The following is a 17906-nucleotide window of genomic DNA, read 5'->3' on the forward strand; positions in this document are numbered from 1 at the left end:
ACAACCATCAGGCAGGATAGTTGCCGTGATCCTCCGTCGAGACTCTGCCGCGCCGACCAGGTCGACCAGCGCACGGTCGGGTGCCGAACGCACCGTCCGTCCGCCGTCGCCGCATCCATCGGGGGCGACGCCACCGGAACTGCCGCCGGAGCTGGTGCCCAATCATGTGGCGCTGGTGATGGACGGCAACGGTCGTTGGGCGCAGGAGCGCGGGCTGCCGCGCACCGCGGGGCACGAGCGCGGCGAGGCTGTCCTGATGGACACCGTCGAGGGCTGCATCGAGATCGGTGTGAAGTGGCTCTCGGCCTACGCCTTCTCCACCGAGAACTGGCGGCGCAGCCCGGATGAAGTGCGCTTCCTCATGGGGTTCAACCGGGACGTCATCCGCCGCCGCCGCGACGAGATGCACGAAATGGGTGTGCGAGTGCGCTGGGCGGGGCGGCGACCGCGCCTGTGGCGCAGCGTGATCAACGAACTCGAGACCGCGCAGGAGCTGACCAAGGACAACACGGTGATGACCCTCACCATGTGCGTCAACTACGGTGGTCGCGCCGAAATCGCCGATGCGGCAAGGGAAATCGCGCGTCGCGTGGCCGCAGGTGAGATCGATCCGGAGCGGGTGACCGAGGCGACGATCGCCAAATACCTGGACGAGCCGGATATGCCGGACGTCGACCTGTTCCTGCGCCCGTCCGGCGAATTCCGTAGTTCGAACTTCCTCATCTGGCAGTCCGCCTATGCCGAGTTCGTCTACCAGGACACGTTGTTTCCCGATTTCGACAGGCGCAACTTGTGGGAGGCCTGTCTCCAGTACGCTTCGCGTGATCGCCGCTTCGGGGGGACCAAGTGAACGGCGGCAGCAAATGAACGGCGGCACCGATATGGACGCAGCAGTCACCCCCGAACAAGAGCTACAGGCCCGCGCCGGCGCCTGCCTATCGCTCTACGACGTCGATGTGCGCGTCGACCCGGAGGGTTCGATCGGCTTCGAATACCAGGGCGCGCTGTGCTCGTTGCGCGCGGTAACGCTGGCACCCGGCCTGGATGTGCTGACGCTGACCTGCGTGCTGGCCTGGGACCGCCCGCTCAAGCCGCAGCTGCACAAGCGAGTCGCCGAGCGCAACAGTGCGCTTCAGTTCGGTTCGATCACGCTGATCACCCGCGGCAATCAGGCCGATGTCATGTTGCGCTATACCTTTCCGGCCGCCGGTCTGGACGATCAGGCGCTGGCCACCATGCTGCTGCTGGTGCTCTCCGGCGCGGGTAAGGCGCGGCAGGGACTGCTGCCCTGAGTCGTCGACCGCATGGCCGCTGACCGCATGGCCGTTGACTGCATGGCCGTTGACTGCATGGCCGCTGACCGCATGACAGATGTCATGGCAGGTTCGTGACACACATGCGAGGTACCGGCCCCCGGTTTGCGTGACTGTTGAGTCATGACATCGGCACTGACATCCACGGCCATCTTGGCCGTGGCGGGCGGCTCGGGCAGGCACCGGGCGTCGTCCGCGATCGAACTGCGCGACCTGCACAAGAGCTTCCGACTCCCGGGCGGCGGCGAGGTGCATGCTGTCGACGGACTCGACCTGGTGGTCGCGCCGGGGGAGATCATCGCCTTCCTCGGCCCCAATGGCGCGGGTAAGACCACCACCATCGATATGCTGCTCGGGCTGGCAACGCCGGACTCCGGCAGTGTCCGGGTTTTCGGCGGCCCACCAGCGGAAGCGCTTGCGGCAGGCCGTATTTCGGCGGTCATGCAGTCCGGCGGCCTACTGCCTGATCTGACCGTCGCCGAGACCGTGCAACTGGTGGCCACCCTGCACGCGCATCCGCGGTCGGTCGATGCGGTGCTCGCGCGCGCCGGTATCGCCGATATCGGCGGTCGGCTGGTCGGCAAATGCTCGGGCGGCCAGAAGCAGCGGCTGCGCTTCGCACTCGCGCTGCTGCCGAATCCGGATCTCATCGTGCTCGACGAGCCGACCACCGGCATGGATGTCGAAGGACGCCGGGGATTCTGGAATGCGATGCGCGAGGATTCCGATCGCGGCCGCACCGTCCTGTTCGCTACCCATTACCTCGACGAGGCCGACGCATACGCCGATCGGATCGTGCTGGTGCGTGCGGGTCGCGTCGTCGCCGACGGCAGTGCCGCCGAGATCAAGAACCTGGCCGCGGGACGCGCCGTCAGTGCGACACTGCCCGGTGCCGATCCTGCCCGCCTGCTCGCGGTCCCGGGCATCGATGACGTCGAGCTGCGCGGTGACCGAATCATCGTGCACACCAAGGATTCCGACGCCATCGCCCGCTATCTGCTCACCGAGACCACCGCAGTCGATCTCGAAATCACCTCGCACAATCTCGAATCCGCATTCCTGGCGCTCACCACCGGAGACAATTGAAATGACAACCGTTGCCCCACAAGCTGTTTCGACGCGCATCTCACTCGGCGGCTTCAGTCTCGGCTTCCTGCGCCTGGAACTGCGCCGCATGCTGCGCAATCGGCGCACCATGATCTTCACACTGGTCATGCCGCCGCTGTTCTTCGTCATCTTCGGCGTGCAATCCGATTACCGGACAGAGTCATTCGGATCGGGCAATGTGACCGGCTATGTGATGGTGTCGATGGCGGTGTACGGCGCGATGCTGGCCACCACTAGCGGCGGCGCCATGGTCGCGATCGAACGCGCGCAGGGGTGGAGCCGCCAATTGCGGCTCACCCCATTGCGTCCCGTCGCCTACATAGCCACCAAGGTCGCCGTCGCGATGGTGCTCGGGCTGGTCTCGGTTACTGCGGTCTTCCTCATCGGGGGAATCTTCGGCGCCCACCTGACGGTCACCGCCTGGGTGAGCTGCTTCCTGCTCGCGTGGATCTGCTCGCTGGTCTTCGCCGCCTTCGGCCTGTTCGTCGGCTACCTGCTGCCCTCGGAGAATGTCATGCAACTGCTCGGTCCAGCCCTCGCGGGCCTGTCCTTCGCGGGCGGCCTGTTCATGCCGCTGCACGGCTGGTTCGAGACGGTCTCCAAGATCTTCCCGACAAACGGCGTCGCCACCTTGGCCCGCATGCCCTTCGGCGACACCAGCGCAGGATCGATCGCGCTGGCCATCCTCAATGTCGTCGTCTGGGCCACGATCTTCGTCGGCGGCGCGGCCATTCTGTTCCGCCGTGACACCGCACGTTGAACGATCGGGCACGACCAGCCGCCTGCCCAGGAGGGTGGGCGGCTATGCAGTGCTCAGTGCCCGCGGCCAGTGGCCCTACGGTGCCGGGTCCGCCGTGACGTGCTGGGCGGTGTTGTGCGGTGGCGTCGTGCGAGTTGACCACGTGATGCGAGGTTGCCGGGCGCGGCTGTTCAGCGATTCCGCATCGGCGGGCAATACGGTGTCGCGCGGCCACGAGGCTGGGCGGGTGTGCGGTGCTGGGCGGCTGTGCCGTGCAGGTGGCACGCCGTGCACGGCGCTGACATGCGAGTCGGGTACACGATGCGGTGTCGGCGTTCGGACGGGGATGCCGTGGCGTGCGAGGCAGTTGCGCGATGCGGAGTGGCGATGTGGCCCCGGCCCGGCATATGGAGCCAAGAGGCGATGGCGTGTCGGGCGCGGTGCGAGGCAGCGTTAGTGCGCGCTGTGCGCGGCGGCGATGCGGTGTCGGTCCGGAATGCAGAGTGAGATGCTGTGGCGTGCTGGATGTTGTGTGAGGCGGTTGTGCTGCGCGGGGTAGCTATGCGGTGTCGGTCCGGAGTGCGGAGCGAAGAGGAGATTGCGCGCCGGGCGTTGTGCGAGGCGGTGGTGATGCGCGAGGTGGTTGCGCTGTGCAGGGTAGCGATGCAGTGTCGGTCCGGAAGTGCGCAGCTAGGAGGCGATGGTGTGGCGGTGACTGTACGAGGCGGCGTTGACGTGCCGGGCGACAGTCACATGCGAGGCGGCGGGGTGATGCCGGGCGGTCATCCTGGGTCGGTTGGCGCGGCGGAGCCGCTCGGCTGGGGAGATCGTGCGGGGCGTGGGGTTTCGGCGGCGCGGACAAGTGCGGGTTCGGTAGCGTCGAGACTCGTGATCGACCACTGTGCGCGCAACCGGGGTCTGGGTTCGGCGTGTGTGCTGTTGGTGTGGGAGTGCCGATGCGGGTGAAGTCCGTGCTGCGGGGTGGTGCGGCATCCGAATTACTCGATCGGGTGGTCCGCGACGGCGGAATCGGGGCGAACGGGAAGCGGCGCGGATGGTTCGGCGGGTTCATGTCGGTCATCTGGCTGTCGTACATGATCGGACCGATCATCCAGAGCTGGCAGGACGCGGATCAGCCGACGGCGAGTCTGGCGACCGCGACACTGCTCGCGTACGCGGCGCTGATCGTCGGTTCTTTTATTGTCTTCCGGCGGACCGATGGCACCAGCCAGTTGGTGGAGCGTCCGGTCGATCGGCGCATGTGGCCGGTGCTCGTCGGTATGACGGCGTGCAGCGCGGGGTTGATGGCATTGCTAGGCGCGGTCGCACTGCCGACATTGATCTTTGTCAGCGTGATCGCGATCTTTCATATGCCCTCGCGGGAATCCGGTTATGTCGCGTTCACGGTGACGCTCGCGATGTTGCTCGTGCCGATGGTGCTGCCGCGCCTGTCCGGGGTGCCGTTCTACGTGTCGTTCGTACCCGCCCTGATCTGGATGGCCAGGCAGTTGGGCGTGCGTGGCGAGCGGTTGGCCGAGCTGGCCCGACGGCAGCAGGCCGAACTCGCGATTGTCGAGGAACGCAACCGGGTCGCGCGCGACGTACACGATATCCTCGGCCACTCACTTACCGTGATCACGGTGAAAACCGAACTCGCACAACGTCTTATCGATGTGGATCTGACGCGGGCGAAGGCTGAGATGGCCGATGTCGAGCGGCTGGCGCGGGAGGCGCTGGCTGGAGTGCGGGATACCGTCGGCGGTCTGCGTGAGGTATCGCTGCGCGGTGAATTAGCCAATGCGCGAACCGCACTGGCAGCCGCCGATATCGACGCCGCGCTGCCGGATGCCGTACCCGATACACGCCACAGCGAATTGTTCGGTTGGGTGCTGCGCGAGGCGGTCACCAATGTGATTCGGCACAGTGCCGCACGACACTGCACGGTCACGGTGACCGATACGAGCATCGAGGTCGTCGACGATGGTCGCGGGCTGGGGACCGTCGAATCCGGGTCGGGACTGTCCGGCCTGCGCGAACGGGTGCGGGCCGGTGGGGGAACATTGACGCTGTCGTCCGAGGGAGGTGTTCGTGTTCGTGCAACGGTGCCCGAGTGATCCGGAAATGGGTTTGCACTCGTGCAGTTTCCGCTGCGATTCGGCCGAAAGTGCACGCTCAGGCCAATTCCCGTCGTCGAAGGACCACCTCGCATGATCCGTCTGCTCCTCGTCGACGACCAGGCACTCGTCCGTGGCGCACTCGCCGCACTGCTCGGCCTGGAATCCGATCTGGAAGTCGTCGCGGAGGTCGGCCGCGGTGATGAAGTCCTCGATGCGGTCGCGCGCACCACACCCGATGTGGTGCTGCTGGATGTGGAAATGCCGGGCATGGACGGCATCGCGGTCGCGGCGCAACTGCATGCCGCTCATCCGGATCTCCGTATCCTCATGGTTACGACCTTCGGCCGTCCCGGCTATTTGCGGCGCGCAATCGATGCGGGCGCAAGCGGATTCGTCGTGAAGGACACCCCGGCCCGCGAACTCGCGGACGCGGTGCGCCGAGTCCACATGGGCTTACGCGTTGTCGATCCCGCCCTCGCCACTGAAACCTTGACCGTCGGTACTTCGCCACTGACAGCCCGCGAACGCGAGGTCCTCGCCGCCGCGGCCGACGGTGCTACCGCCGGCGCCATCGCCAAACAGTTACACCTGTCGGAAGGCACTGTCCGCAACCACCTTTCATCCGTCATCGGCAAAACCGGAACCAGCACCCGCGCCGAAGCCGTCCGCGCCGCCGAACGCCTCGGCTGGCTCTGAGCGCTCGGCGGGTGACAGCCGGACTGTGCTGCCGCATAACCAATGCCTACCTTGCGAGGCTGCAACTAGTGCGAGGTAGCAACTGGATATGCGACCGTGCCTCGCTCTGACTGAGGCGCCCGCGGATCCGAGGCTCGCGTCGAACGGCCGGAGTGCACCTCGGACTATGTGTCGCCGGTGTGGGCGGCCAATTGGCCGAAGGGCAGCAGGGTCGCGACGCCGCGAGCCAGGGTTTCCGGATCCACGTCGCCGATGATCAAGTGCTGCAACATGAATCCCGGCACCAAGCCGATGATCGCCGTTGTGACCGCGTGGATATCGGTATCGGGCGGTAACCAGCCGACCTCCACCATGCGTTCGACGTATTCGTACCACCGATCGCGCATCGCGCGCACGGCGTCCTTGACGTATTCGGCTGCCTCCTCGTGCACCAGCGCCAGCGCCCACGCCTGCGGTGCGAGCCGGACCGGACCTTCCGGACCGCTGCGCTCGACTATGTACTCGGCGATGACCCGGACGAGCTGGGCCGGCGTCGGCAGCGGATCGGACCGGATTGCCCTGGTCATCGTGGCGCGCAGCTCGACCGTTGTCTCGGCGGCCAGGGCGGCGATGATGTCGTTCTTGCTCTTGAAGTACCGGTAGACCGCCCCGGCCGAGAGGCCCGATTCGGTGAAGATGTCCTGCATCGACGTCTCGTAGAAACCCTTGCGGGCAAAGCAGAGCTGCGCGGCGTCGAGGATCTGCTGCCTGCGACGTTCCAGGTGTTCTTCACTGACTCTGGGCATGGCTCCAAAATAAAACGAATGCTCGTTCTTGACAACCTCGAGAGGTCGTGCGACGGTATCCACATCGAAAGAGAACGGTCATTCGATTTTCGGGAGAACGTCATGAATACAATCCAGCGGGCAGTCGGTGTCGGCGTCGCCGCGGCCCTGCTCCAGGCATTGATGTTGATCGCCTTCGCCTGGCCAGCGGCCCATATCGCGCCGCGCGATCTGCCCATCGCCGTCAGCGGCCCGCTGGCCGCCGTGGTCGCCGACAAACTGACCCAGCACGATCCCGATGCCTTCGATATCAGCAACCCCGCCGACGAAGCGGAGGCGCGCGAAGCGATCGAGAACCGGGACGTCTACGGTGCCGTCATCACCGGCGGCGGCGCCCCGCGCGTATTGGTCGCCTCCGGCGCGAGTCCCGTTGTGGCACAACAGCTCACCGCGATCGCCCAGCAGCTGTCCGGTGCGCCGGCCCCGGCGGTCGAGGATGTGGTGGCCGCCGATCCGGACGATCCGCGCGGCACCGCCTTCGGGGCGATGGTATTGCCGCTGGTCATGTCCGGTATCGCGGCGGGTGTCGTGCTCAGCCTGTTGATTCCGTCGGTCGGTGGTAAGACGATCGGACTGATCACCTTCGGCATCGCGGGTGGGCTGTTGAGCATCGTGATCATCCAGGCCTGGATGTCGGTTGTTCCCGGCCCCTATCTGACGCTGGCCGCCGTCGCGGGCCTGGTGTCCTTCGCGGTCTCCGGTGCGGTCGTCGGCCTGTCCAGTGCGATCGGCCGCGCGGGCATCGGTATCGCCGCGCTGACCATGCTCCTGGTCGGCAACCCGTTCTCGGCCGCGACCTCGGCTCCGGAACTGCTGCCGCAGCCGTGGGGAGCCATCGGCCAACTGCTGCCGCCGGGCGCCGCCGCATCACTGCTGCGCTCGGTTGCCTTCTTCGACGGCGCCGCCGCCACCAAACCACTTGTGGTCCTGGGCATCTGGGCTCTGGCCGCACTTGCCCTCTTGGGTGTAGGCGCACTTCGCGAACGCCGTTCGGCTGCGGAGTCGACCCCGGTCCGCTCCGGCGACCCGGTCGCCGTCTGATCCCAAAACGCTCCGAAATCGACTGCAGGCCGCCACTACCGGGTAATCCGGCGGTGGCGGCCTGTGTCATGTGTCAGCCGCGACGCATCGCGTTCACGGCGTGAGCGATCCGTATCCCTGGGACCCGCACTTGTTGTGCGCGCCTATAAAGGAGCGGCGAGACAAGCGGGCCAGCGCCGTTCGAGTTATCCGAATGATATTGGCCCGCTGGTATTCTCAGGAGATGGTGAAGGAGAAATTCGGGGCGCTGCCCGCACCCTTCTCCGCGTCGTAGGCCACCACGTAGGTACCGGTGGGCGGGGACGGAACCACGAAAACGACGTAATTCTTTGCGTTGTCGATAGTTTCGTTGGTATTCAGCAGTTCGTTGATCGGCCCGCGGATATCGGCCGGAATCGTTTGGCCGTCCGGGGTTTTCACGGTGAAGTAGTCGTAGAAGACATTCAGTCCGCCCGCCGAGATCCCGGGGCCACCAATGATCTTGATGCGCAACGAGAGATCCATCTTGTCGCGCTCGTTCTTGGTGTAGCTCGGAGCCACTGTACCGCTGGTGATTTCGATCGTCGTCTGATCCTGCACCAGTTTGCCGGTGACATTCAGCGTCTTCGGCGCGACACCTTCGACCTGAGTCGAGGCCTTCAGTGGAATCTTGGTCTGGTTATCCGAGGCCTGTCCGTAGATCACGGTAATGGTGTCGAGCAGGTGCTCGGCATCGTGCAGCGTCTTGACCGACGTGGTGACATTTCCGGTGGCCGAACCCTTTCCGGGCACGGTCGGCGAGTCGAAGCTCGCTCCGGCGTCGATCTCCTTGTCGACCTGCAGGTAGGTGTTATTGCTGATCGTCTTGTTGTCGGGCGTGGTGTTCTTGTAGGTGATATCGATCAGCACCTTGGCGCCGCCGAACTCGTCGGGCACCACGGTCGCTTTGTCCACCGTGATATCGAAGCCCTCGTACCATCCGGTCTTGCCGATACTGCGGACGGTCGACTGACCGGTTTTCGCCCCCGGCTGCCTCTGGCCGACGGTGCTCTGCGCGGACGCCGTCGTGGTCGGTCCCGACTTGGCGTCCTTGTCGTTGCACGCGGTCATGAGCAGGGCGGAGCTGCCGATGAGCACGGCCGCTCCGATTGTGGTGATTTTCCGGCGTCTGTCCGCCGCAAAAATGGTCGATCGCACGCTGCCTCCCAGAAGATTTCGATCTCAGTGCGCGACGCCCGGAACCCCCGGACGTTATGTGATTCGCAGTGAAATCTTCCTCGGCACCGGCGCCGTTAACTGTGTGACTGTCGTCACACGTTGGAGCGGTCCGCCTTCGCGCATTCGCAGCAGGTTCCGAAGATCTCCATGGTGTGGCTGACCTCGGTGAATCCGTGTTCGCCCGCGATGGTTTCGGCCCATGCCTCGACCGTCGGGCCCTCGACCTCGACGGTACGACCACAGTGTCGGCAGACCAGATGGTGATGGTGTCCGGTGGAGCACTGCCGGTAGACGGATTCGCCGGTGTCGGTGCGCAATACGTCGACGAGTCCGGCATCGGCCAGCGACTGCAGGGTGCGGTAGACGGTGGTCAACCCGATGCCCTCGCCGCGGCGGCGCAATTCGTCGTGCAACTCCTGCGCGGAGCGGAACTCCTCGATATCACCGAGCAGCGAGGCGATCGCACTGCGCTGTCGGGTACTGCGAATGCCAACCGGCTTCTCCGGCAAGGCCGTCTTATCTGGCACGATCACCCTTCCTCGGCATGGGCCACGGCGTCGACAACGATATGCGCCAGGTGGTCGTCGACGAGTTCATACAGCACTTCGCGGCCGGAGCGTTCCCCGTGCACCACGCCCGCGGACTTGAGAATCCTCAGATGCTGGCTGACCAGCGGTTGGGTGACACCGAGGACATCGACCAATTCGTGTACGCAACGCGGCGATTCACGCAATTGCAGCACAATGGCGATGCGCACCGGGGCGGCGAGTGCGCGCAGCAGTTCGCCCGCGTCCTCCAGGACGCTCCGCGTCGGCACCGGCACTGGCGCGGGTGATCGGTACGGGTTGTGCGGATGGGCGGTGGCGGTCTCGGCGGTCATCGAACCAACTCCTTATTGGAAAGCATTACCATTTTGATATGCACAGGTGCGCATGTCAAACGAGGCCTGCCTCGGAGTGTCGAACGAACGTCGGTGAATGCGGCGCGAAAACCGAATGGCCCGTGCGGTGGAAGACGGCTGGGACCTGGGCGATAGTCTGTAGTCAACGCTATAGGTTGTGGTCAACGCTATATGTTTGTGATCAACGCTGTGGCGTCGGGGCATACCGCATCGGGCCTCACCCGATCCGGCCGATCTGAATCCGACTCGTACTGGATGGAGAATTCTCGCGTGGCACCCAAGTCGAAGGTGGACACCGTTGCCAACCTCGCCAAGCGCCGGGGTCTGGTGTACCCGTGTGGTGAGATCTACGGCGGCACCAAATCGGCGTGGGACTACGGTCCGCTGGGTGTCGAGTTCAAGGAGAACATCAAGAAGCAGTGGTGGCGCTCCATGGTCACCAGCCGCGAGGATGTGGTGGGCCTCGACTCGTCGGTGATTCTGCCGCGTCAGGTGTGGGTCGCCTCCGGCCACGTCGGCGTATTCAACGATCCGCTGGTCGAATGCCTGAACTGTCACCACCGGCACCGGCAGGACCACCTGCAGGAGGCCTACGCGATCAAGCACAAGATCGACGATCCGGACTCCGTCTCGATGGAGCTGGTGGTGTGCCCGGACTGCGGCACAGTCGGTCGCTGGACCGAGCCGCGTGACTTCAACATGATGCTCAAGACCTACCTCGGCCCGGTCGAGTCCGAAGAGGGCCTGCACTACCTGCGTCCGGAAACCGCACAGGGCATCTTCATCAACTTCGCCAATGTGATGACCACCGCGCGCAAGAAGCCGCCGTTCGGCATCGCGCAGATCGGCAAGAGCTTCCGCAACGAGATCACCCCCGGCAACTTCATCTTCCGCACCCGTGAATTCGAGCAGATGGAGATGGAGTTCTTCGTCAAGCCGGGTGAGGACGCGCAGTGGCACAAGTATTGGATCGACACCCGGTTCGCCTGGTACACCGACCTCGGCATCGACCCGGAGAACCTGCGGCTGTTCGAGCACCCGAAGGACAAGCTGTCGCACTACTCGGCAGGCACCACCGATATCGAGTACCGCTTCGGCTTCCAGGGCAATGAATGGGGTGAGCTGGAGGGCATCGCCAACCGCACCGACTTCGATCTGAAGACCCATTCCGAGCATTCCGGCAATGACCTGAACTACTTCGACCAGACCACCAATGAGCGCTACACCCCGTACGTCATCGAGCCCGCGGCCGGCCTGACCCGCTCGCTGATGGCGTTCCTGGTCGATGCGTACACCGTCGACCAGGCGCCCAACGCCAAGGGCGTCATGGAGGAGCGCATCAGTCTGCGGCTGGACCGCAGGCTCGCGCCGGTCAAGGCGGCGGTGCTGCCGCTGTCGCGGAATGCGGATCTGACGCCGAAGGCGAAAGATCTTGCTGCACAGCTGCGTAAGAGCTGGAATGTCGAATTCGACGATGCCGGCGCCATCGGCCGCCGCTACCGGCGCCAAGACGAAATCGGCACGCCGTTCTGCATCACCGTCGACTTCGACACTCTCGAGGACCAAGCGGTCACCGTCCGCGAGCGCGATTCCATGACGCAGGAGCGGATCGCGCTGGACAAGGTCGAGGGCTACCTGGCGCAGCACCTCATCGGCGCCTGAATTCGATAGCGATCAACGCCCTGTCGCGCTGCGGCAGGGCGTTTTCGTAGCTTGCACCGCAGGTGAATTCAGCGCCTGTCCGGTTTCCGGTCCGACTGGAGGATCAGTCCGTTCCCGCTCGGTAGCAGTAGCGCCCCAGGACACCGCGACCAGAACGGCCAGAAGTATCAATTTTCGCACGGTCTGCGTCCTCTGCCAGCAGCCTTTCCGCACCCACGGGTGTCAGCTCAGGGCTGGTGCCGTCGGTGGCAGTACGCCTCGACGATCGTCGGTGCATGGAAATTTCCCACGCGGTTACTCGGTTGACGGCGTATGTCACCGAGTAGGCGGGAGCCGGATATGGCAAGAGCTGTGAAGTTCGATCGTTATGGCGGAATCGAAGAACTGAAGGTGGTCGAGGTGCCGACACCGCAGGCGGGGCCCGGTCGGGTCGTCGTCGAGGTGGTAGCGGCCGGTATCAATCCGGGGGAGGGGTATATCCGTTCGGGCGCGCTGCACGAGCGCTGGCCCGCGACATTTCCTTCGGGTGAGGGCACCGATTTCGCGGGTCGCGTCGTCGAGGTCGGATCCGGCGTCGGCGGGATCGAGATCGGCGCCGAGGTGCTCGGATTCACCGATGAGCGGGCCAGTCATGCCACGCACGTGGTGGTGCCCGCCGAACAGGTGACACTCAAGCCCGGGAAACTGGATTGGGATGTCGCGGGATCGTTGTATGTCGTTGGGACAACGGCTTTCGCCGCCGTGCGGGCAGTGGACCCGCAAGCGGGCGATACCGTCGCGGTTTCGGGTGCCGCGGGTGGCGTCGGCTCGGTCGTCGTACAACTCCTGCGGGCCAGGGGCGCAACGGTTCTCGGCATCGCGAGCGAGGTCAATCACGATTGGCTACGCAAGGTCGGGGTGATTCCGGTGGCCTATGGTGAGGGGCTGATCGACCGGATCCGGGCGGCCGCCCCTGCGGGCGTCGACGCGTTCATCGATACCTTCGGTGCCGAATATGTCGATCTCGCAATCGAACTCGGCATTGCGGTCGATCGTATCGACACCATCATCAATTGGGAGGCTGCCGAGCGGTACGGCGTGAAGACCGACGGCAACGCTGCCGCGGGCACCATCGATGTGCTTGCCGAACTTGCCGATCTGGCCGCCGCTGGCACCGTCGAGGTACCCATCGCGGCTGTTTATCCGCTCGACAAGGTCCAGGAGGCGTATCGCGAACTGGAGCAGCGCCACACGCGCGGCAAGATCGTGCTGCACCCTTAGCCGGACACATCCCAGAATTCGTATTCGTGGCGCATGCCCTGTAGGAATAACTCTTCCGCACGCGCCGGGTCGCCACCCGCCTCATCGAGCATCTGCCCGCAGCGGCGGGTGAGCGCCGCGAATCCGGGGTCGGCGTAGGTGTCGACCCAGCGCCGATAGCGCGGTTCCGATGGCGGATTCTCGGCGAGGATTGCGCCGAGGGTCGAATAGCCCCACATGCACGGATACAGCGCCGCCAGTCCGTCGGCGTAGCACGCGGCCGACTCCAGCAGGAATGCGGTGTAGGCCGCGCACGGCGCACCCTTCGTCGCACCGTCGAGATCCGCGCCGAATTCGGCGGCCAGCGACCGATGCAGGGACAGCTCCTCGTGATAAGTAGCGTGCGCGAGATCCACCAGGTCGCCCAGATGCGCTGCGGGCGCCTGCGAGGCCAGCCGGGCGAATACCCGCACATAGTCCAGCAGGAACAGATAGTCCTGTTCGAGCCAGGACCGGAAGACCGATGCGGGCAGATCGCCTCCGGCGATGCCCGCCACCGTCGGATGCGCCAGCTGGCTTATAACCAGCGGAAAACCGAGCTCCTCCAGGTGCGCCGAGAGACTGATGTGTGCCGCGGGACTCATGTGGGCAGTCTCTCTCAGTCGGAGGGGTTTCGGGATTGCGCCCCGCTTGTAGTTGCCGCACGCTGGGCCATGTGTTGTGGGAAGAGGAGGTTTTGGTGCGGGTGTTGGGTGCCTCGGAACAACGTTTCGTGCGGGCGGGGACCTACACCGGACGATCCGTGACGGTCGTCGGTGATCTCGATACGAATGCATTGGGGGCGGCGTTCACCGCACTACAGCATGCCTACCCGGTGGTTAGCTGCCGGATCGGCGAGGACGCCACCGGCCGCGGATATCTACTCCGACGTGGCGAAACCCCGGAGATCGGTATGACGTCGAGTCTCGGTGATCCGGATCCCGTCCGCATTCCGGAGCCTATCGATCCGGCCGGACAGCTGGCCTACCTGGATGTGGTGCACTCCGAGCGGGGCCGCTCGCGCGTCACACTTTTCGCCCACCACAGCATCGCTGACGCGGGCCACTGCGTCGAACTGCTGTCCCGACTATGGGACTTCTACACCGATTACGTCGAATCCGGGACGACAACCGTTGTGCCGCACGACTATCCGCAGTCGCTGGAATGGCATGTATCGGCGCGCGGGATCGCCCGCTCTTCGGTCTCCGGCTTCGAGGACGTCACCAAGCCGCTGCAACCCGTGGTCATTCCGCCCGCACCCGCGATCCCCGCGCCGCCCGCGCTGGACCGGCCGCGACGCATCATCTTGGACGAGGATGCGAGCGCCCGCATCATCGGCCTCGGGCGCTATCCGGGAGTGACCGTCAACGGGCTCGTAACCGCCGCCCTGCTACGTGCCTTCGCTTCGGAAAAGGCCAGGGCCACCGGCGATCCGGTGCTGCTCGGCTGTCTGTATCCGGTGGATATGCGCACCCGACTGGATCCGCCGGTCGCGCGCGCAGAGGGCACCAATATGGCGGGTCTGGCCTCTTTCGCCGCGACGGTCGACCTCTGCGTGGACATCCTCGAACTGGCCCAACACATTTCGGCTCGATTGCAACATGACCTGGCCGAGGGCATCGTCCAGCAATCGGTGCTGCACTTTCCGGATTACTTCGGCCCCAACCGGATCCACTCCTTGGCCGGGCATATCGCGGTGACGAATACCGGTGCCGTGCCTGCCTTCCGCATCCCCGCGAATATCGCGCTCACCGACTACGAGATCGTTTACGTCTCCGCCCATCCGCGTCCGTCCGCGGGTGCCTCGGCGGCAATCACCTTCCTGGTCTACACCTTCGAAGGCCGACTAACGGTCGGGGTACTCGGCCGCGACGCCGACCGGCTCGTGTCCGCGGTGCGCAGTGAATTGACGGCTCTCGCGGGGGAGGCCGTCAACTCCTGAGGCCACTATTGATAGGTGGCGTGCGTCGGGCGCATGACGAGCACGACCCGGCGCGGATGGTCGGCGACCGGGCGTTGATACGGCAGGTCGTAGCGGCGTGCGAGCACATCGAAGAATTCGCCGTCCGGATCGGGTTCGATGGCCTCGATGACGCCGCGGACCTCGAGGTAGCGGTAGGGCTTGTCCGGATCGTTGATGCTCACCGCGACTTCGGGATTCTGCTTGGTATTGACGGCTTTGCGTCGATCGATCGTGGTGGTGAAGCGCAGGCGACCGCCATCCCACACCTGCCATACCGGCGTCACCTGCGGAGTGCCGTCCGGGTTCAGCGTGGCGAGATGGGCGAACAGCGGCCGGGATAGCAAATCGGCGTGACTCTCGGGGATTACGGGGTTATCCATACTTCAAAGACTATCAAGGCTTTGATAGTTCAGCTATCTTTGACACTTATGAAATTGCCTGCGCAGCAGCGGCTCGGTCTGGACCTCAAGCGCGCCGAGCAGGAGCTGATGGCCGTCAAACACGAGGCGGTCAAACCGCTTACGGTGCCGCAGTACGCCGCTCTCTACGCGCTGTCGGAGAACCCGGGCATCTCCGCTGCCGCCCTCGCCCGCGAATGTCTGGTGACGCCGCAGGCGATGACGGTGGTCCTCAAAAATCTGCAGGAGCGCGGTTTCGTGGAGCGCACACCGCATCCCTGGCACCGCGGTGTGCTCGAAACCCGCCTCACCCCCGCGGGTCGCAAAGCTTTCGCCAAGGCCGATGCCAAGGCCGCCGCGATCGAGCGCCGTGTGGCCGCCGCCTTCAGTGCGAAGGAGCGCGAACTGTTGCGAGAGTTGTTGGCCCGGTTCATCGAGGCGCTGCAGGAATGAGGAGGCGGTAGGTTCGTAGATGTGTCGAGGAGAGCGGGTGTTCGAACGGTGCGGACCAACGGAGAACGCGGGGGCGTGCTCGGTGCCGCCGCGATCGGCGTCGGGGCGCTGGGCGTCGGCGAGTTGATCGCGGCCTCGCGCGGTGATTCGCTGATCGATGCGATCGGTCGGGTCATGGCCGATACCGCGCCGGTGCCGGTGGTGGAGACGACCGTCGCCTTATCCGGTAAGCACGACAAGGTCGTGACGCGCATCGGCGTCGGGGCCGGTGCGGTCGCCGCGACGGTCGGGCTCGGTGTGCTTTCCGATCAAGCGCGTACCCCTGCCCTCGCAGCCGTCGGTGCCGCCGCAGCCGCTTTGGGTTTCCGTCGATCGACCCGATCGTCCGCCACCGTCGCCGGTGCGGTCGCCGCCGCAGGTGTGCTCGGCCTCGGGCTGCGTAGGCGCCCGCGTGGACCGCTCGGCGCGCTGCTGTGGGCAGGCGCCGGTGCCGGACTGTTGGCCGGGGCGCGGGCGCTGATTCGCGACCACGACCGCAGACACCGCGATGCGATCCGTCGGGTCGGCCCGGTGGGTGGGATTTCGATGGTGCCGCGGGATGGGTTGGAGGACGAGCCCGGTCTGTCGTCGCTGATCACCGCGAACCGAAGTTTCTACGTGGCCGATGTCAATCTGAGTCCGCCGCGGATCGATCCGACGCGCTGGCGGCTGTCGGTGACCGGCAAGGTCGCGCATCCGCTGCGGCTGTCGCTGGCCGAATTGGCCGCGGACGCAGTGGAATTCGATGCGGTCATGGTGTGCGTGCATAATCGGCCCGGTGAGCGTCGCGCCGGTAACGGCCGCTGGTACGGGGTTCCGCTGGCCGAGTTGCTCGAGCATGCCATACCCGAAACCGGTGCGACCCGGCTGGTCACCAGGGCCACCGACGGCTACACCATCTCACTGCCGGTGGAGCCGCTGCGCTCCGGTGCGTGGCCCGGATATCTGGTGATCGGTGTGAACGGCGAGCCACTGGCCCCGGAGCACGGATTCCCGGCGCGCGTTTTCGTGCCCGGCCTCTACGGCCAGTACACCGGCGCGAAATGGCTTGCTGAACTGGAACTGACCGACGACAACCATGTCGACTACTGGTGGAAGCGCGGTTGGCCCTCGGATCCGATCTGGGTGACACCGCAGGCCCGCATCGACGTCAGCTCGCCCGGCGCGGGCACCACCAACATCGCCGGTGTCGCATGGGCGCCCCCGCACGGCGTCGAGTCCGTCGAGCTCCGCATCGGCGAAGGCGATTGGCGCCCAGTAGATCTCGGCACCGAACTCGCCCCCGCCGCCTGGCGCCGCTGGCGCACCACAGTCGACCTGCCTCCCGGCGAACACACCGTGCAGGCCCGCGCCATCAGCCGCTCCGGCGAGATCCAGGACGGCGCCCCACGCTCACCCTTCCCCTCCGGGCCAGCCGGCTTTCACACCGTCACGATCAAAATCTGACTGTCCGTCAAGTTGCCGTCGCCCAGCCAATTGGGAGCACGGCTAGCATCGAAGCGTGATCACGATCGACCTGCCGTACACCGGTCACGTGTCCCCTGGATCGAATCCGCAACAGCGGGACGTCCCCGGTGCCCGCATTATCAAAATGTCCGTCGGTGGCATGGACAATAATTGTTATCTAGTGCAGTGCACCGCCACAGGCGCGGCACTGCTCATCGACGCAGCCAACGAAGCCGACCGCATTGTCGAACTCGTCAACCAGGAGACGCCGGGCCGCATTGCCTTGGTCGTCACCACCCATCAGCATCGGGACCATTGGTGGGCCCTGGAAAAGGTCGCCGCCGCCATCGGCGCACCGACCGCCGCGCATCCACTCGATGCCGAACCGCTGCCGGTGCGCCCCGATCGACTACTCGCCGACGGCGACCTCATCGAGGTAGGCGACCTGGCCTTCGAGGTCGTCCACCTGCGCGGTCATACCCCCGGTTCGGTTGCCCTCGCCCTGGTAGACGGCCCGGGCGTGCACTTGTTCACCGGCGACTCCCTTTTCCCGGGCGGCCTCGGCCGCACCACCAACCCGGAAGATTTCAACTCCCTCTACACCGACGTCACCACCAAGATCTTCGATCGCTATCCCGATGACGCCGTCGTCTATCCCGGTCACGGTGATGACACCACGCTCGGCGTCGAACGTCCGCACCTCGGCGAATGGCGCGAACGCGGCTGGTAGGA

General features: G+C 65.3%; 19 protein-coding genes. 13 read left to right on the forward strand and 6 right to left on the reverse strand.

Features of this window, described 5'->3' with window-relative positions:
- The first annotated feature begins 28 nt into the window (after window positions 1-28).
- From AB0J47_RS01700 to AB0J47_RS01725, 6 genes are all read left to right on the forward strand, one after another.
- Window positions 29-850, forward strand: a complete 822-nt coding sequence (locus AB0J47_RS01700) for an isoprenyl transferase (RefSeq protein ID WP_364339789.1) — start codon at window positions 29-31, stop codon at window positions 848-850.
- Between the two features lie 13 nt (window positions 851-863).
- Window positions 864-1292, forward strand: a complete 429-nt coding sequence (locus tag AB0J47_RS01705; protein ID WP_364339299.1) for a YbjN domain-containing protein — start codon at window positions 864-866, stop codon at window positions 1290-1292.
- Between the two features lie 144 nt (window positions 1293-1436).
- Window positions 1437-2399: an ABC transporter ATP-binding protein gene (locus tag AB0J47_RS01710; protein WP_364339301.1), complete on the forward strand. Its 963-nt coding sequence runs from the start codon at window positions 1437-1439 to the stop codon at window positions 2397-2399.
- Window position 2400: 1 nt separating this feature from the next.
- A complete protein-coding gene (locus tag AB0J47_RS01715) occupies window positions 2401-3180 on the forward strand; it encodes an ABC transporter permease (RefSeq protein WP_364339303.1) in 780 nt (259 codons plus the stop codon).
- Between the two features lie 935 nt (window positions 3181-4115).
- Complete coding sequence (locus AB0J47_RS01720) at window positions 4116-5273, forward strand: sensor histidine kinase (RefSeq protein ID WP_364339307.1); 1158 nt, start codon at window positions 4116-4118, stop codon at window positions 5271-5273.
- A 93-nt stretch (window positions 5274-5366) separates the two neighbouring features.
- Window positions 5367-5972 carry a response regulator transcription factor gene (locus AB0J47_RS01725; protein ID WP_364339310.1) on the forward strand — a complete coding sequence of 202 codons (606 nt, stop codon included), beginning with the start codon at window positions 5367-5369 and terminating at the stop codon, window positions 5970-5972.
- 164 nt (window positions 5973-6136) lie between these two features.
- On the opposite strand, the gene AB0J47_RS01730 is transcribed toward AB0J47_RS01725, so the two are convergent.
- Window positions 6137-6757, reverse strand: coding sequence for a TetR/AcrR family transcriptional regulator (locus AB0J47_RS01730; RefSeq protein ID WP_364339312.1), 621 nt, complete (start codon window positions 6755-6757; stop codon window positions 6137-6139).
- A 102-nt stretch (window positions 6758-6859) separates the two neighbouring features.
- On the opposite strand from AB0J47_RS01730, the gene AB0J47_RS01735 reads away from it, so the two are divergent.
- On the forward strand, window positions 6860-7837 hold the full coding sequence (locus tag AB0J47_RS01735) for a hypothetical protein (protein WP_364339314.1): 978 nt from the start codon (window positions 6860-6862) through the stop codon (window positions 7835-7837).
- A 216-nt stretch (window positions 7838-8053) separates the two neighbouring features.
- Here the strand turns inward: AB0J47_RS01735 and AB0J47_RS01740 are convergent, their stop codons facing one another.
- The 3 genes from AB0J47_RS01740 to AB0J47_RS01750 all read right to left on the reverse strand — a co-directional run bounded on the left by AB0J47_RS01740 (window position 8054) and on the right by AB0J47_RS01750 (window position 9914).
- Window positions 8054-8953: a hypothetical protein gene (locus tag AB0J47_RS01740; protein WP_364339316.1), complete on the reverse strand. Its 900-nt coding sequence runs from the start codon at window positions 8951-8953 to the stop codon at window positions 8054-8056.
- A 173-nt stretch (window positions 8954-9126) separates the two neighbouring features.
- Entirely contained in the window at window positions 9127-9561 is a 435-nt protein-coding gene (locus tag AB0J47_RS01745; protein ID WP_364339318.1) for a Fur family transcriptional regulator, read from the reverse strand.
- 2 nt (window positions 9562-9563) lie between these two features.
- Window positions 9564-9914 (reverse strand): metalloregulator ArsR/SmtB family transcription factor, encoded by a 351-nt coding sequence (locus tag AB0J47_RS01750; protein WP_062991218.1) that lies wholly within the window; start codon window positions 9912-9914, stop codon window positions 9564-9566.
- 291 nt (window positions 9915-10205) lie between these two features.
- Between AB0J47_RS01750 and AB0J47_RS01755 the strand changes: the two genes are divergently transcribed.
- Both AB0J47_RS01755 and AB0J47_RS01760 read left to right on the forward strand, forming a co-directional pair.
- Window positions 10206-11597: a glycine--tRNA ligase gene (locus tag AB0J47_RS01755; protein WP_364339320.1), complete on the forward strand. Its 1392-nt coding sequence runs from the start codon at window positions 10206-10208 to the stop codon at window positions 11595-11597.
- Window positions 11598-11936: 339 nt separating this feature from the next.
- Complete coding sequence (locus AB0J47_RS01760; protein ID WP_364339322.1) at window positions 11937-12857, forward strand: NADP-dependent oxidoreductase; 921 nt, start codon at window positions 11937-11939, stop codon at window positions 12855-12857.
- Here the strand turns inward: AB0J47_RS01760 and AB0J47_RS01765 are convergent.
- On the reverse strand, window positions 12854-13480 hold the full coding sequence (locus AB0J47_RS01765) for a transcriptional regulator (protein ID WP_364339325.1): 627 nt from the start codon (window positions 13478-13480) through the stop codon (window positions 12854-12856). The two genes, AB0J47_RS01760 and AB0J47_RS01765, sit on opposite strands and share 4 nt — an antisense overlap.
- 71 nt (window positions 13481-13551) lie before the next feature.
- On the opposite strand from AB0J47_RS01765, the gene AB0J47_RS01770 reads away from it, so the two are divergent.
- Window positions 13552-14817, forward strand: a complete 1266-nt coding sequence (locus AB0J47_RS01770) for an acyltransferase (RefSeq protein WP_364339327.1) — start codon at window positions 13552-13554, stop codon at window positions 14815-14817.
- A 5-nt stretch (window positions 14818-14822) separates the two neighbouring features.
- Here AB0J47_RS01770 and AB0J47_RS01775 read toward each other — a convergent pair whose 3' ends face one another.
- On the reverse strand, window positions 14823-15218 hold the full coding sequence (locus AB0J47_RS01775) for a PPOX class F420-dependent oxidoreductase (protein WP_364339329.1): 396 nt from the start codon (window positions 15216-15218) through the stop codon (window positions 14823-14825).
- 48 nt (window positions 15219-15266) lie between these two features.
- On the opposite strand from AB0J47_RS01775, the gene AB0J47_RS01780 reads away from it, so the two are divergent.
- The 3 genes from AB0J47_RS01780 to AB0J47_RS01790 are packed head-to-tail and all read left to right on the forward strand — an operon-like array spanning window position 15267 to window position 17904.
- Window positions 15267-15689, forward strand: coding sequence for a MarR family transcriptional regulator (locus AB0J47_RS01780; protein ID WP_364339331.1), 423 nt, complete (start codon window positions 15267-15269; stop codon window positions 15687-15689).
- 48 nt (window positions 15690-15737) lie between these two features.
- The gene (locus AB0J47_RS01785) at window positions 15738-17174 is read left to right on the forward strand and encodes a molybdopterin-dependent oxidoreductase (RefSeq protein ID WP_364339333.1); all 1437 of its coding nucleotides are present in this window, start codon (window positions 15738-15740) and stop codon (window positions 17172-17174) included.
- A 55-nt stretch (window positions 17175-17229) separates the two neighbouring features.
- Window positions 17230-17904, forward strand: a complete 675-nt coding sequence (locus AB0J47_RS01790; protein WP_364339335.1) for an MBL fold metallo-hydrolase — start codon at window positions 17230-17232, stop codon at window positions 17902-17904.
- Window positions 17905-17906: the final 2 nt, after the last annotated feature.

It is taken from the genome of Nocardia sp. NPDC049737, from assembly GCF_040674755.1.
In the GTDB taxonomy this organism is placed as follows: Bacteria; Actinomycetota; Actinomycetes; order Mycobacteriales; family Mycobacteriaceae; genus Nocardia.